The organism is Actinosynnema sp. NPDC023794 (assembly GCF_040639675.1).
Lineage (GTDB): Bacteria > Actinomycetota > Actinomycetes > Mycobacteriales > Pseudonocardiaceae > Actinosynnema > Actinosynnema luteola.
This window is the reverse complement of sequence record NZ_JBFAFR010000019.1, coordinates 14,691-41,100: the sequence shown is the minus strand read 5'-3', so window position 1 is coordinate 41,100 and position 26,410 is coordinate 14,691. Positions and strand designations below refer to the sequence as shown.

At 70.8% G+C, this 26,410-nt stretch carries 21 protein-coding genes and 1 pseudogene; 7 read left to right on the top strand and 15 right to left on the bottom strand.

Features of this window, described 5'->3' with window-relative positions:
* Positions 1-102 precede the first annotated feature (102 nt).
* Complete coding sequence (locus AB0H12_RS30395; protein WP_499627696.1) at positions 103-1,383, top strand: family 43 glycosylhydrolase; 1,281 nt, start codon at positions 103-105, stop codon at positions 1,381-1,383.
* Between the two features lie 187 nt (positions 1,384-1,570).
* Here the strand turns inward: AB0H12_RS30395 and AB0H12_RS30390 are convergent, their stop codons facing one another.
* Both AB0H12_RS30390 and AB0H12_RS30385 read right to left on the bottom strand, forming a co-directional pair.
* Positions 1,571-2,560, bottom strand: coding sequence for an aminoglycoside phosphotransferase family protein (locus tag AB0H12_RS30390; protein ID WP_499627527.1), 990 nt, complete (start codon positions 2,558-2,560; stop codon positions 1,571-1,573).
* A gap of 190 nt (positions 2,561-2,750) precedes the next feature.
* Positions 2,751-3,071 (bottom strand): hypothetical protein, encoded by a 321-nt coding sequence (locus tag AB0H12_RS30385; protein WP_499627525.1) that lies wholly within the window; start codon positions 3,069-3,071, stop codon positions 2,751-2,753.
* A gap of 40 nt (positions 3,072-3,111) precedes the next feature.
* On the opposite strand from AB0H12_RS30385, the gene AB0H12_RS30380 reads away from it, so the two are divergent.
* Positions 3,112-4,335: a leucine-rich repeat protein gene (locus tag AB0H12_RS30380; protein WP_499627524.1), complete on the top strand. Its 1,224-nt coding sequence runs from the start codon at positions 3,112-3,114 to the stop codon at positions 4,333-4,335.
* A 63-nt stretch (positions 4,336-4,398) separates the two neighbouring features.
* On the opposite strand, the gene AB0H12_RS30375 is transcribed toward AB0H12_RS30380, so the two are convergent.
* The 7 genes and pseudogenes from AB0H12_RS30375 to AB0H12_RS30345 form a co-directional block, all read right to left on the bottom strand.
* Entirely contained in the window at positions 4,399-4,677 is a 279-nt protein-coding gene (locus AB0H12_RS30375) for a hypothetical protein (RefSeq protein WP_499627522.1), read from the bottom strand.
* A gap of 198 nt (positions 4,678-4,875) precedes the next feature.
* The gene (locus AB0H12_RS30370; protein ID WP_499627521.1) at positions 4,876-5,613 is read right to left on the bottom strand and encodes an SDR family NAD(P)-dependent oxidoreductase; all 738 of its coding nucleotides are present in this window, start codon (positions 5,611-5,613) and stop codon (positions 4,876-4,878) included.
* A 36-nt stretch (positions 5,614-5,649) separates the two neighbouring features.
* Positions 5,650-6,154 (bottom strand): annotated as a pseudogene (locus AB0H12_RS30365) (XdhC family protein); the annotation flags it as partial.
* Positions 6,155-6,357: 203 nt separating this feature from the next.
* Positions 6,358-7,245 (bottom strand): helix-turn-helix transcriptional regulator, encoded by an 888-nt coding sequence (locus AB0H12_RS30360; RefSeq protein ID WP_499627519.1) that lies wholly within the window; start codon positions 7,243-7,245, stop codon positions 6,358-6,360.
* A 92-nt stretch (positions 7,246-7,337) separates the two neighbouring features.
* Positions 7,338-9,518: a xanthine dehydrogenase family protein molybdopterin-binding subunit gene (locus AB0H12_RS30355; protein ID WP_499627517.1), complete on the bottom strand. Its 2,181-nt coding sequence runs from the start codon at positions 9,516-9,518 to the stop codon at positions 7,338-7,340.
* On the bottom strand, positions 9,515-10,495 hold the full coding sequence (locus AB0H12_RS30350; RefSeq protein WP_499627516.1) for an FAD binding domain-containing protein: 981 nt from the start codon (positions 10,493-10,495) through the stop codon (positions 9,515-9,517). The genes AB0H12_RS30355 and AB0H12_RS30350 overlap by 4 nt, the downstream gene beginning before the upstream one ends.
* 6 nt (positions 10,496-10,501) lie before the next feature.
* Positions 10,502-11,089: a (2Fe-2S)-binding protein gene (locus tag AB0H12_RS30345; protein ID WP_499627514.1), complete on the bottom strand. Its 588-nt coding sequence runs from the start codon at positions 11,087-11,089 to the stop codon at positions 10,502-10,504.
* 497 nt (positions 11,090-11,586) lie between these two features.
* Between AB0H12_RS30345 and AB0H12_RS30340 the strand changes: the two genes are divergently transcribed.
* Positions 11,587-11,835: a hypothetical protein gene (locus AB0H12_RS30340; protein ID WP_499627512.1), complete on the top strand. Its 249-nt coding sequence runs from the start codon at positions 11,587-11,589 to the stop codon at positions 11,833-11,835.
* On the opposite strand, the gene AB0H12_RS30335 is transcribed toward AB0H12_RS30340, so the two are convergent.
* Both AB0H12_RS30335 and AB0H12_RS30330 read right to left on the bottom strand, forming a co-directional pair.
* Positions 11,825-13,333, bottom strand: a complete 1,509-nt coding sequence (locus tag AB0H12_RS30335; RefSeq protein WP_499627509.1) for a cellulase family glycosylhydrolase — start codon at positions 13,331-13,333, stop codon at positions 11,825-11,827. The genes AB0H12_RS30340 and AB0H12_RS30335 overlap by 11 nt on opposite strands.
* A gap of 363 nt (positions 13,334-13,696) precedes the next feature.
* Positions 13,697-16,141, bottom strand: coding sequence for a glycoside hydrolase family 2 protein (locus AB0H12_RS30330; protein ID WP_499627507.1), 2,445 nt, complete (start codon positions 16,139-16,141; stop codon positions 13,697-13,699).
* A 229-nt stretch (positions 16,142-16,370) separates the two neighbouring features.
* Between AB0H12_RS30330 and AB0H12_RS30325 the strand changes: the two genes are divergently transcribed.
* Complete coding sequence (locus AB0H12_RS30325; protein ID WP_499627505.1) at positions 16,371-18,056, top strand: ABC transporter substrate-binding protein; 1,686 nt, start codon at positions 16,371-16,373, stop codon at positions 18,054-18,056.
* Between the two features lie 15 nt (positions 18,057-18,071).
* On the opposite strand, the gene AB0H12_RS30320 is transcribed toward AB0H12_RS30325, so the two are convergent.
* Positions 18,072-19,331 (bottom strand): ROK family protein, encoded by a 1,260-nt coding sequence (locus tag AB0H12_RS30320; protein WP_499627503.1) that lies wholly within the window; start codon positions 19,329-19,331, stop codon positions 18,072-18,074.
* Positions 19,332-19,658: 327 nt separating this feature from the next.
* Between AB0H12_RS30320 and AB0H12_RS30315 the strand changes: the two genes are divergently transcribed.
* On the top strand, positions 19,659-20,615 hold the full coding sequence (locus tag AB0H12_RS30315; RefSeq protein WP_499627501.1) for a sensor histidine kinase: 957 nt from the start codon (positions 19,659-19,661) through the stop codon (positions 20,613-20,615).
* A gap of 4 nt (positions 20,616-20,619) precedes the next feature.
* Here the strand turns inward: AB0H12_RS30315 and AB0H12_RS30310 are convergent, their stop codons facing one another.
* From AB0H12_RS30310 to AB0H12_RS30300, 3 genes are read right to left on the bottom strand one after another with little or no spacing between them, the layout of a single operon-like run.
* Entirely contained in the window at positions 20,620-22,428 is a 1,809-nt protein-coding gene (locus AB0H12_RS30310) for a hypothetical protein (RefSeq protein WP_499627499.1), read from the bottom strand.
* Positions 22,425-23,099 (bottom strand): response regulator transcription factor, encoded by a 675-nt coding sequence (locus AB0H12_RS30305; RefSeq protein WP_499627497.1) that lies wholly within the window; start codon positions 23,097-23,099, stop codon positions 22,425-22,427. The genes AB0H12_RS30310 and AB0H12_RS30305 overlap by 4 nt, the downstream gene beginning before the upstream one ends.
* Complete coding sequence (locus AB0H12_RS30300; protein WP_499627495.1) at positions 23,090-23,638, bottom strand: histidine kinase; 549 nt, start codon at positions 23,636-23,638, stop codon at positions 23,090-23,092. Before AB0H12_RS30300 ends, AB0H12_RS30305 begins: the two co-directional genes overlap by 10 nt.
* A 162-nt stretch (positions 23,639-23,800) precedes the next feature.
* On the opposite strand from AB0H12_RS30300, the gene AB0H12_RS30295 reads away from it, so the two are divergent.
* Together AB0H12_RS30295 and AB0H12_RS30290 are read left to right on the top strand one after the other, a co-directional pair.
* Positions 23,801-25,705: an Hsp70 family protein gene (locus tag AB0H12_RS30295; RefSeq protein ID WP_499627493.1), complete on the top strand. Its 1,905-nt coding sequence runs from the start codon at positions 23,801-23,803 to the stop codon at positions 25,703-25,705.
* Between the two features lie 168 nt (positions 25,706-25,873).
* Positions 25,874-26,398: a hypothetical protein gene (locus AB0H12_RS30290; RefSeq protein ID WP_499627490.1), complete on the top strand. Its 525-nt coding sequence runs from the start codon at positions 25,874-25,876 to the stop codon at positions 26,396-26,398.
* Positions 26,399-26,410: the final 12 nt, after the last annotated feature.

Below are 26,410 nucleotides of genomic sequence, written 5' to 3'. Positions count from 1 at the left end.
CCGGATCTCGCGGCGCGGCCGGCACATGAGGTGGGAAAACGTCGTGGCGGGAGCCGGGGTGTCCTTCGCGGCGTCCTGACCGCCGGCGCACTCGTGGGTTCCATGGTGATCGGCGTGCCGCAGGCGGGCGCCGCGAACCCGATCATCCCCGACCGGTTCATCGCGGACCCCTCCGCGCACGTGTTCAACGGGCGGGTGCACCTCTACGTCACCGACGACCAGACCAACAGCGGCACCTACTGGGACTCCAAGTCGTGGCGGTCCTACTCGTCGTCGAACCTGGTGGACTGGACCGACCACGGCGACATCTTCTCCATCGCGGGCTTCTCCTGGGCGAGCCAGTACGCGTGGGCCCCCGGCGCGGCTGAGCGCAACGGCCGCCATTACCTCTACCTCCCCGTGGACCGGACCAAGATCGGCGTGGCGGTCTCGTCGTCACCGACGGGTCCGTTCACCGACGCGCGGGGCAGCGCGCTGGTGGACCGCGCCCGCGACACCAACGTCGGCGACGAGCCCATCGATCCGATGATCTTCACCGACGGCGACGGCTCGTCCTACATGTACTTCGGCACGCGAACGCCGAAGGTGGTCCGGTTGAGCGCGGACATGGTGTCCACGACCGGGCCCATCACCGACGTCAGCCTGACCGGCTCGACGAAGTACGGCGAGGCGCCGCACCTGCACAAGGTCGGCACCACCTACTACTTCACCTACTCCACCGGCTGGCCGGGCCAGATCCACTACGCCACCGGCTCGTCGCCGAGGGGGCCGTTCACCTACCGCGGCGTCGTCCTGGACTACGTCAACGTCAGCACCAACCACCAGTCGATCTTCCAGTACCAGGGTGAGTGGTACGTCGCGTACCACAAGAACGCCGGTGAAGGCGGCGGTGGCTACAAGCGGTCGGTCGTGATGGACCGCCTGCACCACAACCCGGACGGCACGATCCGCACGGTGGTGCAGACCGCGGGCGGTGTGGGGCCGTTCGCCGCCTTCACCGCGCAGCACAGCGGCCTGCGGCTGGACACCTCGGGGTCGGCGGTCCAGCAGGCGACCGCGTCGACCGCGGAGTCCCAGCGCTGGCAGCTCCGCGCCAAGCCGGGCGGGTACGTCGAGGTGATCAACCGGGCCACCGGCTCCTGCCTGGACGTGTCCAGCGGTTCGACCGCGAACGGCGCGAGCGTGCTGCAGTGGCGCTGCCACGGCGGGAACAACCAGCAGTGGACCGTGCGCACCATCGACGCGACCACCGTGTCACTGGTCAACCGCGCCAGCGGCAAGTGCCTCGACGTCCCTTCGGCCGGCACGACCAGCGGCACCCGCCTCGTCCAGTGGACCTGCACCGGCAGCACGAACCAGCGTTGGCGTCAGACTCCTGTCTGATCAGCGGTGTTGCCGACGTCAGGCAGCGACATCCCGGGCGATCGGATCACGCGTGCCGGCTACGAGCGGGTCGTGGCGGGCCGGATGGCCGGTCCCGGCCCACGGGCCGACAGCACCGACTGCGCGTTCACGGAGATCGGCGGTGTCTCGCTCAGCGCGCGACGGTGCGGGCCTGCCGCTCGGATGATCACCTGAGCCAGGTGGACCAGGTCGGCATGGCCTCGAGCATCACGGCCATCGCCCCCACCGACTCCCTGAGTGCCCGAGCGAAGCCGGCCTGGTACTCCGGACTCCCACCCCGGTGGCCGCAGGCCATCCACAGCTGCCAAGCCGCTGCTCCCACACCTCCGGCGAACATGCCGGTGAACGCCGACTCGTCGACCGCCCCGACTGCCCCACCCGCGGCGACGTACCCGGAGAGGCACGCTTCGACGACACGGCGCTCGGGCACTTCCGACCCTGGGCCGATGCGAGCCAGACCGAAAGCGGTGAAGACCAGCTCCCACCACGGGTCCTGCGCCCCAGCGGCGTCGAAGTCCAACAGCACCGGTCCACCGGAGCCGGTCAGAACGTTCTGGTGCCGGATGTCGCGATGCATGACCAACTTCGATCGCCACAACTCCTGCTGGTCTTCGACCATGGCCTCGGTCCGCTCCACCGACAGCTTGAAGACGCGGACGTGCTCGGCGCCGAGGACCTCCAGGCGTTCGGCCTGCGCGAACCACTCCTCCCACTCTCCCGCGGAGTACGACCGGTAGTCGCCATCGACGGTCGGGTCGGCCGGGATCGCGCACCGCGCAAGGTCGGCGACGAGCCCTCCGGCCCATGCCGCCAACGGTTCGGACGCCGGCGCGGTCGGATGCGCTCCCTCGACGAAGCGCACCGCACGGGCGTAGGCACCGTCCCCGATCGGTCGCCACAGACCCGCTTCTCCCAGAGTCGTCGATCGCGGCTCGGGCATCGTGACACCGATCCCCCACGCGGCGACTTCCAGCGCCCCTGCCTGTGCAGCCATGGGCAGCCAGAAGTCACCCGAGGGTTGGACGATCTTCACCACCCATGAGCCGGAGTCGGCAACGGCCTTCCACACCGGGTTCTGCCCGTCATCCTTGAGCAGCACCGGGACATCCAGCAACTGCCCCAACCCGAGCCGGTCGGCCGCTTGTGCCAGGTTCACAGCCCGTCATCCGACCCGCCCGCCACCCCAACGGCAACCGAAATAGTCGCCCTACCCAACCACCGGCCGGCCCAGGACTTCGGAGGACCAGGCGCGGCGCGTGCTCACCGCGGCACGGGAACTCGGTTGTGCACGGAAGCCTTGCTGAAGCGACGTTGTTGCCGGCGGCGCCCGAATGTTAGCGTTCACGTCACTCAACGTGATCAGGATCGTCCCTACCGGGCCACCCGCAGTGGGCACCCGTCCGGTCGGCGGCGTGCGGCAGACCTCCCACCTCGACTCCGAAGCAGTGACAAACCGATATGAAACGAAAAACCATCCTCGCCGTCGTCGGAACCGTCCTCGCCGTCTCGGGCACCGGGGTGGTCGTCCTCATGCCGGGCGGGAGCTCCTCCGAGCCGCGTGCCGCCGTCAGCGTCCTCAACGACGTCGCCGCCCCTGATTCCGATGTCGCTTCCTCGAGCACGCCGAGCACGCCGAACACGTCGTCGCAGGTCTCCACTGCATCCACCACCCCGGGTGCGGGTCAAGGATCCGTTCGAGACGGAGGTTTGCCGTACTCGGAAGGTGCGCTGCCCGAGGACCCGACCGCCGATCCCGGACCGGATCCGGTGTTCGCCAAGGACCCCGATCTGCGCCGCAACGACGGCTACAGCCATCGGGCCGGCGAACCCGGCGATCACCAACTGGCTGCGGGAACCCTCGCGTTCCAGTACGACGTCACCGCCAACGCCCTCAAGGCCCGCCTGGCCGAACGCAAACCGGAACTTGCCGGGGCGACCGGGATCGCGCTGTACCTCACCGGTGGCACGGCGCTCTCCGACAGCGACCTCGCCGCACTGCAGGGCGTGCACCGCGACCTCGGCCTGGGCAACCTCACCCGGCTCTACGTCTACAACCTGCGCAGCATCCAGGGTGGGCGGGAGTGCACGCCCGCATCCGGGCTGCCGTGCGCGGGCCGGCAGGCCCGTGGCGGCAAATCCCCCTACCTCTGGCACAACGGCTGGTGGGACACCTGGGTCAAGCAGCTCGTCCTCGACGACCTGGACGCAGTGCCGGACGGCGCGTTCAGCAACCACAACTTCAGCGAGGTGAGCCTGCGCGGCGCGCGGTCGATCGGCGTCATGGCCTTCGGCCACGCCCCGTACGCCAAGCTCAGCGTCCTGTACCTGCCCAGCGTCGGCACCATCGCCCACGACGCCTTCCGCCGCAACCAGTACCTGGTCAAGGTGAACCTGCCGAACGCGACCGAGGTCGACGACTTCGCGTTCGACGACGCCTCCCGCCTCCAGTACTTCACCGCGCCTCAGCTGCGACGGCTCGGTCGCAACGCGTTGAACGACAGCCACGAGCTGGTCTCGGTCAACCTGCCCGAGCTGGAGTACCTGGGCATCAACTGCTTCGACCTGAACCACAAGCTCATCGGGCTGCGCCTGCCCGCGCTCACGGAGATGGACAAGAACGCGGTCACCAACTTCTCGAACCTCCGATGGGTCCACGCCCCTCGCCTGGCCACGGTATGGCACAACGCCATCACCAACAACGCGAAGCTGACCACGGTCGTCATACCGGGCGTCACCCGGCTCGGACCGGGCGCGGTCCAGGGCAATCCGGCCCTGACGGCGGTCCACCTGGGCTCGACACCGCCGAAGCAGGAGGCCGACGTCTTCACCGCAAGTCCGAAGGCGACGGTCTACCACATCGGCGACCCTGCGGCGTGGGCGGACTTCAAGCCGTCCGGCAATCCCGGGCTCGCGGTCCGTCCCAAGCCCTGATCACACACCCCGATCCGGGAACGGTCCCGCGTCGGTGGCGCCCGCTCGCGAGTGATCCGCGAGTCACGGACCCGGCAGCTGCGGGCGGAACGCGGGCGGGCGCTGCTCCTCCGGACGGCGACGGGTCCGGGTCAGCGGGCGCACCGCACCCTCGAAGGAGGTGATCGCCGCCAACGCGATGACGTGGTTGTGGGTGATGCGCTGTCCGGTGATGGGCAACGGGTAGTCCGGGTCCTCGTACCACGACGCGATCGCCCGGACGCGCGCCAGGTCCGCGTCCGACATGTCCAGCGCCCGGCCGGCGAGCTCGTCCTCGCCGCAGTCCCACAGGCTCGCCGCCACCTGGCTCTTGGAGAAGTGGACACGGAGGCCGGGACGCCCCAGCAGCAGCTTCCGGAGTTCGGCACGCGAACTTCCAGCGCCTCAGGAGTCCCACGGCCATGACGGTAGAGCCCCCGTCGTTCAGCCGTGGTGCAACGAGCCAGGCCTGGACCACCAGGACGCCCCCTACGACGTCCACCATCCTCGGCCGAGTGCCGATCAGAGCGGTGAGGTGTCGAGGTAGGCCCGCAGCGGTGGGTTCTCGGCGTCCACGATCTTCAGCAGAGCCGGACCGGCGGTGGTCGGACCGCCGATCACGGCGTCCTCGAAGAGGGCGGCCACGTCCGCACGTGCCCCGGCGCAGGCGCGCAGTGGTTCGGTGCGGACAGCCGACGAACGGTCCCAGTCGTAGGGGAAACCACCGGGTTCGACCAGGGTGACCTTGATCCCGAAGCCGGCGACCTCCAGCGCGAGGGCCTCGGTGAGGCCCTCCAGCGCCCACCTGGAGGCGTTGCAACCGTCGACTGCGGGTAAGTCGAGTACGCCACCCGCAGTGGAGATCTGGACGATGTGGCCGTCGCCCTGCTCGCACAGGATGGGCAGGACCGCTTGGACGACCCACAGCGCGCCGAAGAAGTTGGTCTCGAACTCGTCGCGCACCTGCTGTTCCCCCCACCCCGCGACAGCACCGAGCAGGCCGCACCCGGCGTTGTTCACCACCACGTCCAGGTGGCCGAAGTGCTCGTGCGCCTGCTTGACGGCTTCGACGACAGCGACCCGGTCGGTGACGTCCAGGACCAGCGCGAGAACCGATTCGCCGTGCACGGCGACCAGGTCGGCCAAGGAGTCCGTGTTCCGAGCGGTCGCCACGACCTTGTCGCCACGGTCCAGGGCCGCCTCGACGAACTGGCGCCCGAACCCGCGCGAGGAACCGGTGACGAACCAGATCTTGCTCACGAGAACTCTCCTGAGGTCGGACTTCTTCGGGTCTCGTCACTTCGGCAACGCATGAACACCGGGGACGCGGCGGCGGCCGGTGCTGGGGGCCGTCTCGGACGGGGAGAACCCGCTCCCACCGCGCCGCAGTGCGATCAGCTCGGCCGCGACCGACACTGCGGTCTCTTCCGGGCTGCGCACGCCCAGGTCCAACCCGACGGGTGAGCGCAGCCGCGTCAGCTCCGCCTCCGTGACGCCCTCGGCCCGCAAGCGCTCCAGGCGGTCAAGGTGGGTGCGGCGAGATCCCAAGGCCCCACGATCGCCGGCGGCCGACGCAGGGCCTCCAGCAACACCGGCACGTCGAACTTCGCGTCATGCGTCAGAACGCACACCGCCGTCTAAGGAGGCGTCGGCGTCCGGGCCAGGTACCGGTGCGGCCAGTCCACGACCACCTCGTCGGCGGAGAAAAGCGTTGCGGCGTCGCGAACACGGGACGGGCGTCGCGGACCACGACGTGGTAGCCGAGGAGCTTGGCCTGCCGCGCCAACGCCGCGCCCACCTCGCGAGGCGCGCGGCCCCGTACCGCGACCACGCTCGCCACCGCGTACGGCGGCGCCCAGTCCGCCAAGTCGTGCGCCAGGTCGCGCATCTCGAACCACTCCCCCTCGCTGACTGTCCTTCTCCGTCTGGAACGCGTTCCCGGAACCCCGCGGCCCAGCGGTTCCGGTGACGCCACGCACGACGGGGTTGTGGCGGGACGTCCGGTCAGCTCGGCGACGGCTCGGCGGGACGCGCCGCGTGGTCGTCCGCAGCCATGTCGAGCATCACCATGCCGTCGTGGTCGGGGGTGCCCGGGTCGGCGTAGTAGGTCACCGTGCGCCAGCCGCGGACACCGACGAGGCGCATGACCTGGAAGCGGAGGGTGATGGTGCCGGTGTCCGGGTGGTGCAGGGTCCTCCGGCCATGCGGGTGCCCGTGCACGTCATGCCGCTTCCAGAGCCGCGCGAACTCCGGGCTCTCGAGCATCAGCTCGCGGACGAGGCCGACGAGAGCCGGGGTGTCCGGATCCCGCTCGACCGACGCCCGCAGGTACGCCACGCAGCAGCGGACCTGGTCATCCCAGTCGTCGATCAACTTCCGGGCCGCCGGGTGCAGGAACACGTAGCGTGCGACGTTGCGGTGCTCGACCGGCCACTCCTCGATCCCCGCGTACATGCGCAGCCCGCCGGGGTTCCACGCGAGCAGGGTCATGCCCTGGTCGAGCAGGTGCGCGGGGTTGGGCCGCAGGCTGTTCAACAGCAGAACCGTGCCGGGCCGCACCGTCCGCTCGACCGCGGTCCTCCACTCGGGCACGTGCCGGGCAGCCCCAACAGCCAGCGCCCGCAGGCGCTCCCGATCGGCTTCGTCCAAGCGCAGTGCCCTGGCGAGGGCTCCGACGACCGACGGGCTGGGGCGGGTCTTCTTGCCCTGTTCCAGCCGCGTGTAGTAGTCGATGCTCACCCCGGCGAGCCAAGCCAGTTCCTCGCGGCGCAACCCGGGTGTGCGGCGCAACCCGGCTGCCGGGAGACCCACCTCGGCGGGGGTGACCTTGGCACGGCAGGCGCGCAGGAACCGCCCGAGTTCCATCCCACCGTTGTCCTGCTCAGACGTCATGTCGGTCAGTGTCGTGCCCGTGCGGCGTAAGTGGTGTGAGTCCGTCTCAAAGGGAGAACGCCGGCTCCCCGACCCGGGGTCGACCCGCGTGGTCACAGCAGTGCCTCCGCGGTGATGGGCAGCTCGCGGACGCGGCGGCCGGTGGCGTGGAAGACGGCATTGGCGATGGCGGGCGCCACACCGACCATCACGACCTCACCGAGGCCCTTGACGCCGATGGGGTCCGCGTCGGGGTCGTCACCCTCCAGGTAGATCGCCCGCAGGTCGGGGACGTCCGAGTTGACGGGAACCAGGTAGTCGGCGAAGTTGGCGTTCACGATCCGGCCGTCGCGGCGGTCGGTGACGGTGTGCTCCAGCAGAGCCATCCCGATGCCGCCCACCATCGCCCCGAGCGCCTGGCTGTCCGCGAGTTTCGGGTTGACGATGCGGCCCGCGTCGTAGACGCCGAGCATCCGCCGCACCCGGACCAGGCCAAGCCTGGCGTCCACGGCGACCTCGGCGAACGTCACGCCGTAGGCGTACGTGGAGAACCGCGGCTGCTGGGGTGGGGTGTAAGACCCGATGACCTCCAGCTGGGCGCGGTCGAGGCGGGCGAGCAGTTGTCGGTAGGTCTCCCCGCGCGTGGGGTTGTCCTTCACCCGCATGTGGCCGTCCCGAACGATGACGTCCTCGGGTTCGACACCGTGCAGCGGTGATCGTTCGTCGGTGACCGCGAGCGTGATGGCCTGTTGTCGGAGCTGGTCGCACGCGTTCTGGACGGCGGAACCGACGCTGGCCATGGTTTGCGAACCGCCGTGCGGCGGAACCGGGGGTAGCGTCGAGTCGCCGAGCTCGAACCGAACGGTGCTCATGGTCATGCCGAGCGCGTCGGCGGCGACCTGGGTCATGGCGGTGTAGGTGCCCGGCCCCATGTCGCCGGCGCCCGCTTGGATCAGCGCGGTGCCTTCGGCGGTCAGCCGCGCGTAGGCTTGAGCCGCACCCCGCAGCGTGTGGTAGGCGCCGGCGGCCACGCCGATGCCGATGAGCCAATCGCCGTCGACCGTGGAGCGGGGTTCGGGTTTGCGCCGTTGCCAGCCGAACTCGCGGGCGCCGACCGCAAGGCATTCGCGCAGCCGCCGCGTGGAGAAGGGCAGCCCGGTGGCCGGGTCGTCGTCGGGTTCGTTGCGCAGCCGCAGTTCGATCGGATCGACACCCAGTTCGTGGGCGAGTTCGTCCAGCGCCGACTCGATGACGTAGGCGGCGGTGGAGTAGCCGGGGCCGCGCATCCACGTGGGGGTGTTCACGTCCAACGACACGGTCCGGAACGTCTGGCGGACGTTGGGCGTCTCGTAGAGCATCTGCCCGAGGACTTGGGTGCCCTCGCCATGCCGCTCGTAGCGCGACGTCTCGAACCTCATGTCGTGGATCATGGCGCTCAGCCGGCCCTGTCGGTCGGCGCCGAGGCGCAAGGTGTACTCGTAAGTGGGCCGGTATCCCACGCCGAAGTACAGCTGTCGGCGGGTCAGCACCACTTTCACCGGGCGCTTGGTCACCCGTGCGGCGAGCGCCGCGACGACGGTGTGCGGCCAGGACCGCAGGGCGTTGCCGAACGCGCCACCGATGAACGGGCAGATGACCCGCACCGCCTGCGCCGGCAGGTCGAACACGGCGGCGAGCTCGTGCTGCGCGCTGACCAGGAACTGGGTCTTGTCCCACACGGTCAGGCGATCGCCGTCCCAGCTCGCGATGGTGGCGTGCGGTTCGAGGGCGTTGTGGTGGTTGCGGGCGGCCCGGTAGGTCAGCTCAAGCCGGACCTCCGCCGAGCCCAGTGCGCCGTCCGCGTCACCCCGCGCGTAGGTCGCGGGCGCGTCGGCCGGGGCGCCGGTCAGGTCCAGGGTCGGCGGCTGGGCGTCGTAAGCGACATCGACCAGGCTCGCAGCGTGCTGCGCGGCCTCCAGTGTCTCCGCGACCACGACCGCTAGCGGCTGTCCGAAGAAGCGGACTTCGTCGTCCTGGAAGACGTGCAGCCGCTCGCCTTGGGGGACGAGGAAGTTGCGGTAAGGGCGGTACGGCAGCCTGGGCGCGTTGACGTGCGTGATCACCGCCAGCACGCCGGGCTGGGAGAGGGCGGATCCGGTGTCGACACGGGTGATCCGCCCGCGTCCGACGGTGCTCTCGACGATCACCCCGTAGGCGAGGGCGTCAACGTGGTGGTCGGCGGCGTAGGGCGCCCGCCCGGTCACCTTCAGCTTCCCGTCCACCCGGGACAGCGGCGCCCCGACAGCCCGGTTCACTTGTTGCCTCCCACGACGCGCAGCTGACGTTCCACGGTGCGCTTGAGCAAGTCCACCTTGAACCCGTTGTGCTCCAGCGGCCGAGCGCCGTCCGCCGCTCGTTCGGCGGCCTCGGCCCACAGCTCCGCCGACGGCGGTTTGCCCACCAGGTGCCGTTCGACCGCGGACAGCTTCCAGGGCACCGTGCCCACACCGCCCGCGGCGACCCCCGCCGTGCGGATCACCCCACCGCGGATGTCGAGCGCGACCGCCGCGGAGGTCAGGGCGAACTCGTAGCTCTGCCGGTCGCGCACCTTCAGGTACCCGGACCGCGACGTGCGAGGAAGCGCCGGGACCTCCACGAAGGTGATCAGTTCACCGGGGCGCAAGGCCTGTTCCCGATCCGGTGTGCTCCCCGGCCGGAGCAGGAAGTCGGCGAAGGCCACTCGGCGTTCCCCGTCCTGACCCGCCAGGTGCACGGTCGCCTCCAGAGCGGTCAAGGCCACGGAGAGGTCGGACGGATGGGTGGCCACGCAGTGCTCCGAGCCGCCGAGGATCGCGTGGGTGCGGTTGTACCCGCCCAGCGCCGCACACCCCGAACCCGGCCGGCGCTTGTTGCAGGGTGCGGAAACATCCCGGAAGTACGTGCACCTGGTGCGCTGCATGATGTTGCCACCGATCGTGGCCATGTTGCGCAGTTGCGCGGAAGCGCTCGACTCCAGTGCCTCGGCGATGACCGGGTAGGCGGCGCGCACCGTCCGGTTGGCTGCCACGTCGGCCATCCGCACCAGCGCGCCGATCCGCACGCCCCCGCCGGCCGTGACCCGGACGTCCCGCATCGGCAGTCCGCTGATGTCGACCAGCGTGTCGGGACGTTCGACGGTCTCCCGCATCAGGTCGACCAGCGTGGTACCGCCGGCGATGAAGCGACCACCCCGCCGGCCTGCCGCGAGCGCTTCGCGCACGGTCGGGACTTTGGTGTAGGAGAAGGGGAACATGCCGCGTCACCGCCCCCGCACAGCGGCCTGCTGGACCGCCCTGACGATCTTCACGTAGCAGCCGCAGCGGCAGAGGTTCCCGCTCATCCACTCGCGGATCTCGTCCGCCGAGCGGGTGTGGCCCTCACGGATGCAGGCGACGCCCGACATGATCTGGCCGGGCGTGCAGAAGCCGCACTGGAACGCGTCCTGGTCGATGAAAGCCTGCTGCAACGGGTGCAACTCGTTGCCCGCGAGCCCTTCGATCGTGGTGACCTCGGAGCCCTCCAGGCGGACGGCCAGCGTCAGGCAGGCGTTGGCCCGGCGGCCGTCGACCAACACCGTGCACGCCCCGCAGGCGCCGGCATCGCACCCCTTCTTGGTCCCGGCCAACCCGAGGTGTTCGCGCAGCAGGTCCAGCAGCGACGTCCGGTTGTCGACCGTCACGGTCTGCCGGGCGCCGTTGACGGTCAACGAGATCCGACTGCCCGGTCCCGCGGTGGCTGCTGCGGACTCGGCGGCAGTCGCCGGTTCGGCGGTGCCGAGCAGCGGCGGCGCGACGACCGCACCGCTCGCCGCGACACCGGTCGTCGCGATGAACGCGCGCCGGGACAACGTCGACGGGGTGCGTGTGGTGGGAGGAACACCGGAATCGGGAAGTCCAGGAGGCATGCGTGCTTCTCATTCGACGAAGACCAGTGGCGTCATCAGAACGCTACGTCCACCCCGACCGTTGTGAGGGGGTCTGTTCGCGATCGAGTTACCAGGGCCTTCCACACCGACCGGAACACCGGTAGCGTTGTTCGGTTGGACGCCGCGCTGACCGGCCCGGCTTTGCCTGGGACTCCAGCGGTGGTGTGGCCGGTCCAAGAGCACCGGGACGAGCATCCGTCGTGGTGGGCGGCGGCGTGCTCGATCGCGCCGAGGTCCGGGGTGACGCCGGCTCGACCGACACAGGCAGGAGTGCGGGGTCGAGCCGATCTGCCGCGTCCTGCGTGAAGCGGGTGTGGCGATCGCCCCGTCCTCCTACTGCGCCGCCAAGACTCGCCCGGCCTCGGCGCGGACGGTGCGCGACGAGAAGGTCCAGGGTCCGCTGCACGGCGGAACGGTTGATGCGCGACCTCCGCACCACCGGTGTCGTACGCGGCGGGGTCGAGCGCACCACGATTGCGGCCAAGGGGTCGAAGGCGGACGGGTGCACCACGCCGACGCCACGCGACACCTCCGACGAGGAGTACCAGCGCGAGCAGGACGGGGTTGCGGACTTGCCCCGCGCAGGCGCTGACCGGCTGTTCCGCGGTCGGCCCGCCGCGGAGGGGTGGCGGGCCGACCCAGACCTGGTGCGGGTGGTTACGGCGTGACGGAGAGCAGGTGGGCCTTGTAGCCCTCGCCGACGCCGGGCTCGGGCGTACCGCTCCAGTCCTTGATGAGCACGGCGCCCCCGGTGCAGCCCCACGGGTTCCAGGTCCACGCGAGGTAGCTGATGTGGTGCGCGTCGGCCCAGTCGACCAGCCCCTGCATGTAGTCGAAGCCGCAGTTGTCCTGGCCGAACTCGCCGAGCACGATCGGGACCTGCTGGGCGAGCGGGGCGATCTGGGTGTCCCAGCAGGACTCGGTGGCGCAGGCGTTGAAGCTGTAGGCGTGCCAGGACGCGGCGATGTTGTTCAGCGGGTCGACCGGCTTGTGCGCCAGCCACTCCCGCATGTCGTTGGCCCACTCCAGGCCGCCCAGCATCACGACGTTGGTCGCGCCGGTGGACCGCACCGCGTCGACCAGGTCCTGCATGCCGGCGACCTCGTAGGGAATGCCGGTGCAGGCGCCGCCGTCCCGCCAGCACTGCCAACCGAGGGTCTTGTTCCAGTCGGCGGGCATGTCCGGGTACGGCTCGTTGAACAGGTCGAACACGACGGCGTCGTTGCCCTTGAACGCGTTCGCCACACCGGTCCAGAACTGCGGGGAGTACTTCGCGTCCGGCATCGGCTTCTGGCACACCGCGTGCTCGTCCTTGCAGTGCCAGTCCGGGCTGTCCGTGTAGGCGCCCCAGGTCCAGTGCAGGTCCAGGATCACGTTGATGCCGTTGCGCACCAGCAGGTCCACGTAGTCCTTCACGGCCTGCTGGTACGTGGGCCCACCGGGTGAGCCGTGGACGCCCAGCCAGCACTCCTCGTTCAACGGGATCCGCACCGCGTGGATGTTCCAGGTCTTCATCGCGTCCACCGACGCCTGGTCCACCGGGCCACCGTCCCACATGCCCTTGCCCTGCACGCAGGCGAACTCACCGCTGGAACGACTCACACCCAGCAACCGGTACGGCTTGCCGTCGGAGGTGACCAGCTTGTTGCCCGACACGCGCAGCTCCGGCGCCGGACCGTCGACCGGCGGAGTGGTCGTCGTCGTGGTGGTCGTGGTGGTCGGGTCGACGCCGGTGCACGCGGCGCCGTTGACGGCGAAGTCCGTCGGCTTGGCGTTGCTGCCGCTGTAGGAGAAGGTCGCCCCGGCGCTGACGCTGCCCTTCGCGGGAATGGTGGCGTTCCAGCTCAAGTTGGTCACGGTGACCCGCTTGCCAGACTGCGACCACACGCCGTTCCAGCCGTGCCACAGGGTCTGGTTGCCCGCGTAGGTGTAGGTCAGCGTCCAGCCGTTGACCGCCGACGAGCCGACGTTGGAAACCGTCACGTTGGCGCCGAACCCGCTACCCCAATCGTTGACCGTGTAGTCGACCCGGCACGCGAACGCCGCCGCCGCGCTCGCGTCACTCGCCCACGACCCACCCGCCGCGGCCATCAGGGCCGTACCCGCGATGGACACCACAGCGCCCAACGCCGCGATCACGGTGCGGCGTTTTCCGACTGTTCTCATTATCAGCACTCCTTTGTGCGGGCGACACCAAGTCCACCGCCACGTCTTCCGGAACAAACGCGACAGGCAGGCAGGACGGGTCGCCGACTCGATGTGGACCGCTCGCCCGGGAAATGCCCTGACCTGCACTGGGAGCGTTCCCAGAGAGACCGTAGCGAAGATGTCGCGAAACTTGAAGTCCTTGGTCCGGAAAAGAACGCCCAGCTCACCTCGCCGGTTCACGATCACCGGGAGCCCCGAACGGGTCGCCGAAATCCGGAGAGGTGACCGATCGCTCATTTCGGCAATCAACTCCGGGAACCGGTATCGCCCTCCCCTCGAACCCTCTCGGGCCGCGGTCAGGTGCAGGTGACAGCGCTCGCGTCAGGGAACACCCGACGCGGACGCGTTGGCGCAGCGGAGCACCCGCGGATGCAGCAACGCGGTCGGGTCGTGCATCCTCTCCGACGTGCGCACGATGAAGTGGTGCGCTTCTCCGGCGGTCAGCGAGACGAGCATGTCGTCCACGACCGCGTCGGCCGCCACCTTGTCGGCCAACAGGGCGATGTCCCGGACGTACGACGTGGCCCGCACGTCGACGCGGTACCCACCGGCAACGGGTTGCACGGTGGCCGTGAACGGCGCCGGGTCGTAGCGGAGGTCGAGGTCCTCGCCGAACAGGTGGTGAGCGCGGACGCCGCCGGCGTCCGCGACCAGCACTTCGCTCTTCGGGTCGGCGGGCTCGAGGAGGTCGTCGGGCAGGTCCAGCGACGCCGTCGACCGGGGCGGCACGCTCAGCGGCAGCTCGGCGGTGGCCGACACCGCGCCGGCGAAGTCCTGCCTGGTCACGCGCACCGCACCCGACCAGGGTTCGTCGTGGTCGTTGATCGCGACCAGGGTGGGCTTTCCCCCACGGGGCTGGACGGTCAGCAGGCGTGGCGCGAACGCGTGCTTGAGGGCGTAGTAGAGGGGTTTGGGGCGCTCGTCGCTGTCGATGGCGGCCCACGAGGTGACCGGCCAGCAGTCGTTGAGCTGCCAGACCAGGGCCCCTGCGGTCCGGGGCCACCAGGAGCGGTAGTGCTCGATGCCGAAGGCCACGGCGCGGGCCTGGTTGAGCTGGGTCGCCCAGTGCCACTGCTCGAAGTCGGCGGGGACCGGCAGGTGGGGCGCGAGGCCGCGGTCCAGCTTGCCGTTGCCGTCTTCGGCTTTCTGGTGGAGCAGGAACGAGGGTGAGGTGGGTGTCAACGGGTCGTCGTGCACCCATCGGGCGAGGGTGGCCCAAGTGGGTGGCCCCTGGAAGCCGAACTCGGCGCAGAACCGCAGGACGTGGTCGCGGTAGTGCGTGTAGTCCAGGGCGTTCCAGACGCCCCAGACGTGACTGGTGCCGTGGTTGGGATCGTCCGGCGACACGTCGTCGGGGCCGTGCGGGCTGCCCGGCGCGTAAGGGCGGGTGGGGTCGAGTTCCGCGACGATGCCGGGCAGCAGGTCGGTGTAGTAGCCGATGCCCCAGCTCCGCCCTTCGAGGCCGTCCTGCCACCCCCAGTCCGTGTAGGCGGGGAGGGTTTCGTTGTTGCCGTTCCACAGCACGAGGGACGGGTGGGCGACCAGGCGGGTGACGTTCTCCCGGGCCTCGGCCTCGACCTCCCCGCGCAGCGGCTCTTCCTCGGCGTAGAAGGCGCAGGCGAACGGGAAGTCCTGCCACACCATCACGCCGCGTTCGTCGCAGGCGTCGTAGAAGTCGTCGGTCTCGTAGATGCCGCCGCCCCACACCCGCAGCATGTTCATGTTCGCCTCGACGGCCTGGTCGATCCGGCGGGCGAGCCGCTCGGGGGTGACCCGGGTGAGGAAGTGGTCGTCCGGGATCCAGTTGGCGCCCTTGGCGAAGACGCGCTTGCCGTTGACGACGAAGGTGAACGGGGTGCCGTGCTCGTCCGGTTCGGTGTGGACGGTCACGGTGCGGAACCCGATGCGGCGGCGATCGGAGTCCACCCGCCGACCGTCGGCCACCAGCTCGACGGTCAGGTCGTAGAGCGGCTGGTCACCGTAGCCCACCGGCCACCACAACCGGGCGTCCGGCACGAGCACGGTGACGTGCGCGTCGTCGCCGGTGACCGCCACCCGTTCCGTGCGGTCGCCGACCGCGACCACCACGGTGTAGTCGCTGTCCGCGGCGCGGTCCAGCGCCAGGTGCACGTCGACGCGGCCGGTGCCGTCGGCGTCCACGGTGACGAGGGGGCGCACCGCGGTGAGTCGGGCGGTGTCCCAGCGTTCCAGCCGCACGGGTTTCCACAAGCCGGCGGTCTGCAGGTCGGGCCCCCAGTCCCAGCCGAAGGAGCAGGCCATCTTGCGGATCGCGTTGTACGGGTGCGGGTACGCCCGCTGGCGCCACCCGAGGTCGGCCTCCACCTGCTCGGCATGGGTGAGCGCGGACCGCAGCGTCACGGTCAGGTCGTTGTCGCCGTCGCGCAGCGATCGCCCGGCGTCGAAGCGGTAGCCGCGGTGCATGTTGGCGGTGTGGCCGAGCACCTCGCCGTTCAACTCGACGGTGGCGACGGTGTCGATGCCGTCGAAGACCAGTTCCGCCCGCTCACCGGCACGCGGCGCCTCCGCCCGGAACGTCGTCGAATACCGCCAGTCGACGCGGTGCATCCAGGTCAGCGCGGCCTCGTTGCCGTCCAGGTACGGGTCCGGGATGAGGTTCGCGGCCATCAGGTCGAGATGGGTGCTGCCCGGGACCCTGGCGGGCACATCGCGATCGACGAGAACCTCGGGCACCGGGCCTCCCACCGCCCGCACGCACCAGCCGTCGTGCAGGTCCGAGCGCGTCATGGTGGCCCACCTTCCGTTGGTCGACGTCGACGCAGGAGGTCGGAGTGATAGTTACTCAGGCAGTCGAAGTAAGTCAACAGCAGCAGGCTTGCCCCTGCGGACGCCTGTTGAGACGACAGGAGCAGATGGCTGCATCTCGCCTATTGACGGCTTACTTCGTCAACTTAATATTGGCTGCCGCAGACTCGTGCCATGACATGACCGCGAGCAGCACGTCAAGGAGGACGTCGTGACGGTGTCGAGGAGTCCCCACACGGGTGCGCGCGCCGCGATCGTCCTGCTCGCCGCCGTGGTGATGGCAGCAGCTTGCGGATCGTCGGACACGTCCACCGGGTCGGACAGCTCCACCTTGGTGGCGTACACCGGTCAGTCAGGCGACTACCAGATCAACTTCAACCCGTACGCGCCGACCAACATCGGCGGGACCGGGACGATCTTCCAGACCCTGTTCTTCTACAACGTCGTCCGGGACGCCGAACCGACGCCGAGGCTGGGTACCGACTTCGCCTGGAACGCCGACGGCACACAGCTCTCCATCACCCTCCGGGACGGCGTGAACTGGTCCGACGGCAACGCGTTCACCGCCGCCGACGTCGTGTTCACGCTCGACATGATCAGCAGGAACAAGGGCATGAACAGCACCGGTTACGCCGGTCGCGCCGAGGCGGTCGACGACACGCACGTGGTCATCACGTTCGACCGGCCGTCGTTCGCGGACGGACCGTCGATCCTCGGCAAGACGTACGTGGTGCCCGCGCACAGGTGGAAGGACATCGCCGATCCGGCGGTCACCCCGATGGAGGGCCCGGTCGGCACCGGCCCGTACCTGCTGGAGGAGTTCAAGCCACAGGCGTACACGCTCAGAGCGAACCCCACCTACTGGGGAGGCGAGCCCGCCGTGAAGAAGGTCCGCTACCTCGCCCTGTCGGGCAACCAGGCCGGCGCCGCCGCGCTCAAGGCCGGGCAGGTCGACTGGCAGACCGGACCCGTGCCCGACCTGGAGGACGTCGAGCAGAACTACCCCGGCTACCGTTCCGCCATCACCCCCGTGAACCAGATCGCGCTGGTCACGTGCAGCAACACCACCCTGGGCTGCCGCGGTCCCCAGACCGACCCGGCCGTGCGGCAGGCGATCTACCACGCCATCGACCGGACCCAGCTCAACGCGCTGGCGTTCGAGAACACCGGCAGCGACATCTCACCGAGCTTCCTGCTGCCCGACCGGGACAGCGCGCTCATCTCCGACGAGCTGCACGACCGGACCGCCCCGATGCGACCCGACCAGGGCAAGGCGCAGCAGCTCTTGGAGGACGCGGGTTACACCAAGGGTTCCGACGGCACCTACGCCAGAAACGGCGAGCCGGTGTCGTTGACGCTGAGCACCGTCGCGGGCTGGACCGACTACATCACGGCGGCCGACACGATGGGGCAGCAACTGAGGCGAGTCGGCATCGAGGTCACCGTGCAGCAGGTGTCCTGGAACGAGTTCGTCGACGCACGGGACCGCGGCAACTACCAGTTGATCATCGACTCGCTCTACCAGGGCCCCGCACCGGACCCCTTCTACCTCTACAACTACTTCTACAGCACCGCGCAGACCGCCCCGGTCGGCGCCAAACCCGGCCCGAACTTCAGCCGGTTCTCCGACCCGCAGGTCGATCAGGCCCTCGACGCGCTCAAGCGCGTCAACCCCGACGACACCGCCGCTCGGCAGCCCTACCTGGACACGATCCAGACCCGCATCGAGCAGACGATGCCCTACATCCCCGTCCTCACCCAGGGCACGATCAGCGTCTACCGCGACGCCAAGTTCACCGGCTGGCCCACGAACGGCGACCTGTACGCCTTCCCCGCGGTCTGGGCCCATCCCGACCACGCGGAGATCCTCCTGCGTCTCAAGCCCACCGGCCGGTGAACCCGGCCCGCGCGGTCAGGGCGCCTCGTCCGCGCCGGTGGGCACCAGGCGCGCGTCCTCCTCTGAGCGGCCGACGCCGAGTGTCAGCTCGCTCTGCAGGACGAGGACCGCCCCGCCGATCGCCGCGGCGTCGGACCCGTTGACCGACGGCACCACCCGCACCGGATGCGCCTTGCGGGCGAACAACCGGCGGTCCAGCTCCTGCTGGATCACCGCCTGGTAGATCGAGCCGGCCACGGCGAAGCTCTGGCCGGCCAGGACGATCGTGTCCAGGTCGAACAGGACCGCCACGGTGACCGCGGCATGACCGAGGTAGCGCGCCGACCGCTCGACGAGTCCACGGGCCTCGGGATCGCCCGCGTTCGCGGCCGCCGCGATCCGCGCGAACTCGGTCAGGAAGTCGTCGGCGGCCGGATCGAGCGCCAACCGTCGGGCGAGCCCCGGTATCGCCAGCGCCTGCCGCACCAGAGCCGACGGGCCGGCGTAGTTCTCCAGGCACCCCACGTTGCCGCACGGGCAGTCCTCACCGTGCACGTCGATCGAGATGTGACCGATCTCCGCGCTGTTCGACGAACTGCCCCGGTACACCTCGCCGGCGACCACCACCCCACCGCCGATCCCGGTGGCCATGTAGAAGCAGCCGTAGGTGCTGCGCGGGTCCACCGCGCCCATCCAGTACTCGCCGATCGCCGCCGCCGCGGCGTCGTTGTCGAGCAGCACGGGCAGGCCCAGGCGCTCCGCCAGGCGCGGCGCGACGGGGTAGTCGTACCACTCCTCGGTGGGCTGCGGCGTCAACAGCACCCCCGCGCTCCGGTCCTGCGGACCGTAGGTGACCAGGCCGACCCCGAGCACCTTCTCGCGGTCGACGGCCGCCGTCGTCAGCAGGGCGTCCACCTGCGTGGCCACCATGGGCAGCGCCCGCTCCGGCGGCATCGACGCCACACCTTGGAACGAAGTCCGGGCCACCGGCCGGCCGGCCAGGTCGACGACCACGATGACGCACGTGTTGCGCTCCAGCTGGACCCCCACGCCGTAGCGGGCCGTCGGGTTGAGCTGGACCATCGTGCGCGGCTTGCCGCCCGTCGGCGCACCACGACCGGCCTCGACGACCAGGCCGTCGCCCAGCAGCTCGCGCACGACCTCCGAGATCGTCGCCCCGGTGAGACCGGTCGCCGTCGCGAGCTCCACCCGGCTGATCGAGCGCGCCGCCCTGATCACGTCCAGGACCACGCCTCGCGTCTTCGGCCGGCTTGCCCAGACCGGGCTCCTCGCCACGGTTCCCTCCTCCGTCCCAGCCTTCACCAGGCCATTTTACTCACCGCACTCGTCGACCACTCGCAGTAACACCCTGCCGACGCCGCCACCACCCATCAGCGCGCTGCCTAACCTAACCATGTTAAGAAAGCGCCGGGGTCCGAGCCTCCAGGATCACGGAGGCTCCCGTGCCCGTCACCGGTATCGCCGGCCAGTGGGCGAGCACTGGTGCGAATGGAGCTCGACCGAGCCCTGTCGCGGCGCTGTGTCGACCGAGGAGAGAACGATCAAGCCGACCGAGCGCGGGGTGCCACGGACCTCGGTCCCGCCACTGGGTAACGTCGAAGCGTGCGCACCCGGGAACGGCGCGTAGCCGAGGCGGTCACGGCCTTCTTGGCGCGGGACGGCAATGATCCGGATCCGCGCGCACTCGCCCGTGTGGTCGGTGAGGCGCTCGGTGTGACCGGCTGCGCGCTGATCATCGACGGGCGCCGGTATCAGTGGGGCGACGCCGGTGGGGCGTGGCGGGAGCACGACATCGGCTACCGCGGCGCGGTGGCGGGTGTTCTGGCCGTTGTCCCGGAGTCGGCCGGTTCGCTGGCCGCGGTCGCCGCGGTGCTCGGTGCGCCGGTGGCGGCTCTGCGGCTGGTCGAGGAGACCGATCGGTTGCGCCGTGACGGTGACGCCGCGGCGCGGGCGCTGGCCGACGAACGGTGGCGGGCGGCGGCCGAGATGGAGCAGGAGCGCCGGGGCCTGGAACGGGACCTGCATGACGGCGCGCAGCACCACTTGGTCTCGCTGCGCATGTCGCTGGCGCTGGTCGAGCACGCGATCAGCACGGGTGCCGGCCGGGAACGCGTCGCGGATCTGGTGGCACGGCTGGACGAGGCCGAGCGGGTGCTGGTCGACACCGCGACCGGGATCCTGCCCGGCGCGCTGGTGGCCGGTGGTGTCGCGGTGGCGCTGCGCGCCGAGCTCGCCCGCCATGACGAGGTGACGCTGGACAGTGCGGGCCTGCGTCGCCGTTACCCGGTGCCGGTCGAGTCCGCGGTCTACTTCGTCGTGCTGGAAGCGGTGAACAACGCGCGCAAGCACGCCGAGGGCGCGCGGGTCACGGTCACCGTGCGGGACGGCTACCGGGGTCTGGAGTTCACCGTCGCCGATGACGGGCCGGGTTTCGTGATGGGGGCGTCGAACGCGGGTCTGCCCAACCTCGCCGCGCGTGCCGCGTCGGTCGGCGGTGTGGTGGAGGTCCGCTCCGTGCCGGGGGCGGGCACCACGGTCAGCGGTGTCGTCCCGTTCTGACCGTTCAGGGGGTGAGCAGGCCTTCCGCGGTGCGCACGAGGACCTCGCAGGCGGCGCGGTCTCGGCCGCCGGTCGCGGGGTGTTCGGCGTGCGCGCGCCAGCGGGTCACCTCGCCGCGGGCCCTGGAGCTGATCTCGTCGGTGGTGGCGCTCTCCGGCAGGCCGAGCCTGCTGCGCGGGTCGACGCCGTCCGCGCCGAGCAGGCGGGCCGCCGACGAAGCGACCCCGCGCAGCAGATCACCGCGTTCGAGGTCGTGGAGCAGGTCCAGTTCGGCGAACTCGTGGGCGTCGACGCCCACCCGCTCGACCTCCCAGCGCAACTGGTGGTTGCCCGGTAGTGCGCGGACCAGCTCGGTCATCGCCGCCACGGCCCGGCGTGCGGCGATGACCGGGCCACGTGCGGCCAGTGCCGAGACCAGCGCCGCCGACGAGCCGGTTTCGGCCAGCGCGACCCGGTTGCGCCCGGCCCGCAGTGCTGCTCGGAACTCGTGCGTCGGCGTGGACCGGCACAGCACGGCGTCCACGCCGCCGCGGGGACCGTCGGCGGCGAGGAACTCCTCGGCCAGCGCGCGGTCCGCGGGCGCGTCGACGATCAGCACGGCGACACGCTGTTCGGTGACGGTCCGCGCGGCGAAGTCCGGGTCCGGCCCGACGACGGCGAGCCGGGGTGGCGTGGTGAACCGCTCCGCGACGGCGTCCCAGGCCGCCCGCTCCGGCAGGCCGTCGGTGGCCGCCTGTCCCCGCCGCACGAGGTCGCGCACCTGTCGGTAGACGGCGCTGCGTGCCACCACCGCGGGGTCGAACCCGGTCACCGGGACGGGCTCGGTCCGCTCCGCGAGCCGCACGGTGACCACCGCGGATCCGTCGAGGACTCCACAGGTCATCTCGCCGCCGAGGACCGCGATCCGCTCGATGTCGTGGCCCAGCGCGGTGAGCAGGTCGTCGGTGGTCAGCGGACCGGCAGCGGTGGCGCGGGCCCGCAACGCGTCGTCGCGACCGAAGACCACCGTGACCGCTTGCGGGTGTTCCCGGCCTGCCAAGAGGTTCAGCGCGGAGGCGACCGCGTGGTAGAAGCCGGATTCCAGTTGCCAGCCCGTCCGCGGCCCGAGGTCGCCGGCGAAGTCGACCGGGCGGGGCAGGGTGGCGGCCAGTTCCTCCAGCGCCGCGCGGGCGCCCCGGTCGGGCAGCATCGCCGGGAACACGCCGCGCACCACGTCGCGGAAGTCGTCGATCAGCTCGTCGAGCGCCTCCTGGGCCGCTTGGAGCCCGGTGCCCTCCACGGCGACCGCGCGCAACAACGTCCGCACCCCGGCGAGGTCGCGCAGGGTCGTCGTGGTGATCGCGCCGACCAGCCGTTGCCGTTCGAGGTCGCGGACCCGCGCGTGCCGTGTCCGGGCCGTGCCGAGCTCGGTGCGCAGCCGGCGCGCCCGCAGGTCCGCCGCGTCGCGATCGGCCCGCAGCCGCTCCAGCCGAACGGCCGTGCCGAGCCAGACGGCGGTGTCGCGGAGCATCGCGCGCGCCTCGTCGTCCCACCGGCTCGGCGCGCTGACGAACACCGATCCGGCGCCGTCGACCTGGGCGACGCCGACGGCGCCCCCGACGCTGGACACGTCGGGCGGCCACGACTCGACCACGGCGTGGGTCCGCCCGGACGGCACCGCGTGGACGACCTCACCGCCGACGCCGTCGGCGAGGTTGCGAACGAGCGCCGCGGTCAGCCGCTCCGGGGGCTCGGCGGCGGCTACCTCGTACGGCGCCCGGTAGCCGGACATGAGCCTGCGCAGCCCCGGGACCAGCGCCCTCCCGCCGTTCACGACGCCGGGCCGCCGATCCGTCCCGTCTGCAGGTAGGCCAGCACCGCGAGCACGCGGCGGTGGTGCACGGTGGCGTCACCGGGCAGGCCGAGCTTGGTGAAGATCGCCGCGATGTTCTTCTCCACGGCCTTGGTGGAGATGAACAGCTCGCCGGCGATCGCGTTGTTCGCGCGGCCCTCCGCCATCAGCCGCAGCACGTCCAGCTCCCGTTCGCTCAGCGCGGCGATCGGGGTGTCGGCGTGCCGGGCACCGCCCTGGACCAGCCGCCTGGCCAGGACCGGCTCGATGACGATCTCCCCGTCGGCGATGCGGCTCAGCGTGTCGCCGAGGACCTGCACGCCCGCGACGCGTTCCTTGAGCCGGTAGCCGATCCGCTCGGAACCGATCTCCAGCACCCGCATCAGGTAGTGCGTCTCCGCGTAGTGCGACAACAGCAGCAGGCCGATCTCGGGGCGCAGCGCGCGCACGCGTTCCGCGGTGACCAGCCCGCCTTCCGGGCCGGGTGGCATCCGGATGTCCAGCACGGCGACGTCGACCGGGTCGTCGGCGATGGCGGCGACGAGCGCGTCGCCGTCGAGGAAGGAGCCCACGACCTCGTGCCCGGCCGCTTGCAGCAGCAGCGCCAGGCCTTCCCGGAACAGCGCGCCGTCCTCGGCGATCGCTACCCGCACCGCAGCACCGCCCGGTGCTCGCGCAGCGGCGAGCCGCCCGGTTGCCGGTCGGTGATGCTCACCCGGATGATCCGCCGTCCCCGTACGCGCACCCGCACCACGCTACCGGGAGGCAACGTGGCGAAGTAGTCGGCGACGAGCAAGCCGGCCCGCGCACCGGTCTCCGCGTCGACTTCGCCGCGCGGCAGGTAGAGCAGCAGGTCCAGCCCGTGGCGTTCGGCGACGGCCAGCAGGCCGGGCCCGAGGCCGGCGGAGGCCAGCACGGGTGGGTAGATCTCCGACCCGACCTGGCGCAGGTGGTCCACGACGCGCTGGACCCGGTGTTGGGCGGCGGCGAGCTTGGCCTCCACCTTGGGGTCGTCGACCAGGGCCGAGATCATGCCCAGCTCCAGTGCCAGCGTCGAGATCTCGGACACCGCACCGTCGTGCAGGGTCCGCTCGATGCCGTGGCGCAGTCGCGTGGCGGCATGGTCGGGTGGCCGGAGCGACCCCGGCAGGAGGGCGCCGGTCCGGCGCAGCCAGCGGACCACGCAGTGCACTCGACCAGGTTCGTCGGGCGGCGATCACCGGGGCAAGGGTGCTGCCCCTCGTCACGGGTAGGGCTGTCCCCACTACCGATCCGCGCTGGTGTGTGATCGGTCCGCTGCCCGCTGTGATTGACTGTCCGCTTCGTGGGGGCAGGACCGGGACACGGGGGTGTCGTGCGCTACGCGGTGGGGATCGATCTCGGCACCACGTTCGCTTCCGCCGCGGTCTCTGACGCGGCGGGGACGCGGATGGTGCCGCTGTCACCGGAGATGGTCGTTCCGTCGCTGGCCTACTGCACACCGGACGGCACGCTGCTGACCGGCACAGCTGCCGAGAACGCCCCCGCCGATCCCCACCGGCTGGGTCGCGGGTTCAAGCGCAGGCTCGGCGACCCGACACCGCTGTTGCTCGGTGGCCGCGCCTACACCCCGACCGCGCTGATGGCCGCGCAGCTGCGGGCCGTGCTCGACCAGGTCACCGACGCGATGGGAGGAACGCCCGCGTCGATCGTGCTCACCTGCCCGGCGATCTGGGGACCGTACCGGCGGGAGCAGTTCGCCGAGGTGCCCCGGCTGGCGGACGTCACCGACTTCCATTTGATCACCGAGCCGGAAGCGGCGGCCACGCACTACAGCCGCGAGCGCGCGCTCGGCGACGGCGAGGTGGTCGCGGTGTACGACCTCGGCGGTGGCACGCTCGACACGACCGTGCTGCGGATGCGCTCGGGCGGCATGGACATCCTGGGCACGCCGGAGGGCTTGGAGCACCTCGGCGGCATGGACCTCGACGACGCGCTGTTCGCCCACCTCGACGAGCGGTTGGACGGCGCGATCGGCCGGCTCGACCCGACCGACCCGGCGGAAGCCTCGGCGTTGGCCCGGATCCGCGCGCTGTGCGTGCAGACCAAGGTCGAGTTGTCCACCGAGCCGGACGTCGCGCTGACCGTGCCGCTGCCGTCCGGGGCGCGTGAGCTGACGATCACCCGACCGGAGTTCGACGCGGTGATCCGGCCGTCGCTGGAGCTGACCGTCGGCGCGCTGAGGCGCACGGTCGCGTCGGCGGGGTTACGCGACGACGAGCTGTCCGCGGTGCTGCTCGCGGGCGGCTCGTCGCAGGTTCCGCTGGTGAGGCAACTGCTGTCGGAGGCGTTCGAGAAGCCGGTGCGGGTGGCCCACCACCCGAAGTTCACCGTGGCGCTCGGCGCGGCAGCGCTCGCCGCACGCCCGCCGGCCGACCCGCGGCCGGTCCACTCCCCCGACGGCGTGGACGCCGCGCCGGCGTCGACCGAGCAGCGACCTCGCCGGCCGAAGCGGCTGGTGCTGATGGCCCTCGCGGCGCTGTCGGTGGTCGCCGCCCTGGTCGTCGTCCTGGTCACGACCCGGGGGACCACGACGACCGCCACCACCACGACATCCACGACGACCACCCCGGTCACCACGACCACCGCGGCGCCGCCCGAGTCCCGGACCACCACGCCCTCCCCGGTGTCGACGAAGAACACCCCACCCACCTCGGCGCCATCGTCCGCTCGGTCCGCGGAACCACGCCCGCCGTCCGAGAGGAAGGTCTACACGCAGCCGCCTCCCAAGGAGATCAAGCTCCGCAACGAGGCGACCAACATGTGCGTGGGGATCCGCGGCGCGGATGCGGGCACTCCGACGAACAACGTCCTCAGGCAGTCCCGGTGTGACGAGCACCCGGACGCCAACCAGAAGTGGTTCTACACCATCCCCCATTCCAAGGCGGGACCGGACGGCCGCGACCTGCTGATGTTCTCCCACATCCAGGACGCGAACGACGACGACTGGTACTGCTTCGACCTGCCCGCTTTCGGCGGTCAACCCGCCGGGACCAAGGTCGTGACCTCCGTCTGCAACGGAAACCTCGACGACAACCAGCAGTGGTGGCTGGATCGCGACGCCGCGAGCGGGACCGTCCGGATCCGGAACCACGCGAGCGGCGGTCGTTGCCTGGCGCTGGAGCGCCAAGAGGCCTGGCCCGAGGGTGCACCCGTGACGATCGAGGACTGCGCCGACAGCACCTCCCGCTGGTTCATGGTGGAGACCTCGGGCTCCTGACCGCCCGGCACGCCTGACCACCGGGACGCCCCGCTCCGCTGCGCCGGAGGGATATCCCTACCCGCGAACGCGGGATAGCACCTCGACGTCGAGGGATGACCCCAGCGACTTCACCGCCCGTCGACGGGACGCTGTGCCTACCAAGGCAAGGCGAGACGGGGAGTCCAGGTGATGGTCAGCATCGGCGAGGCGGTGACCCTCCAGCGGCGGATCGCCGCGGTTGCCGCGATTCGCGACAACGTGGTGGCGGGCAGGTTGTCGCTCGACCCGGAGGCGGGCGACAAGATCCTGTCGATGTTGCGCGACCAGATGGACCGGGTGGACGCCTGGTTGCGGGGGACGCGGCAACTCGCTCGTCGCGCGCCACTGGGCAGCAACCCGGTCGGGCAGGCGATGGCGGTCAAGTTCGAGCACCGGGCGGGCGCTGCCGACGGCAGCCTGTCGTTGGTGGGCGTGCTGACGCCGTACCGCCTGGTGCTGGAGGAAGCCCACGCCGCGGTGGACCAGGCCATGAAGCTGTACCGGCGGACCGAGGAAGACCAGGTCGACACCTTCCAGCAGCTGGCAGACGGCGGCGGCCGGTACCTCCGGTCGGCAGGCCGCGCTGAACGTCTCGGCGACACCCCTGACCCGGAAGCGGTCCACGGCGACACCCCTGTGGTCACGCCGCGGTCCATCAGCCCCGACCAGTGAGAAATGGACAAG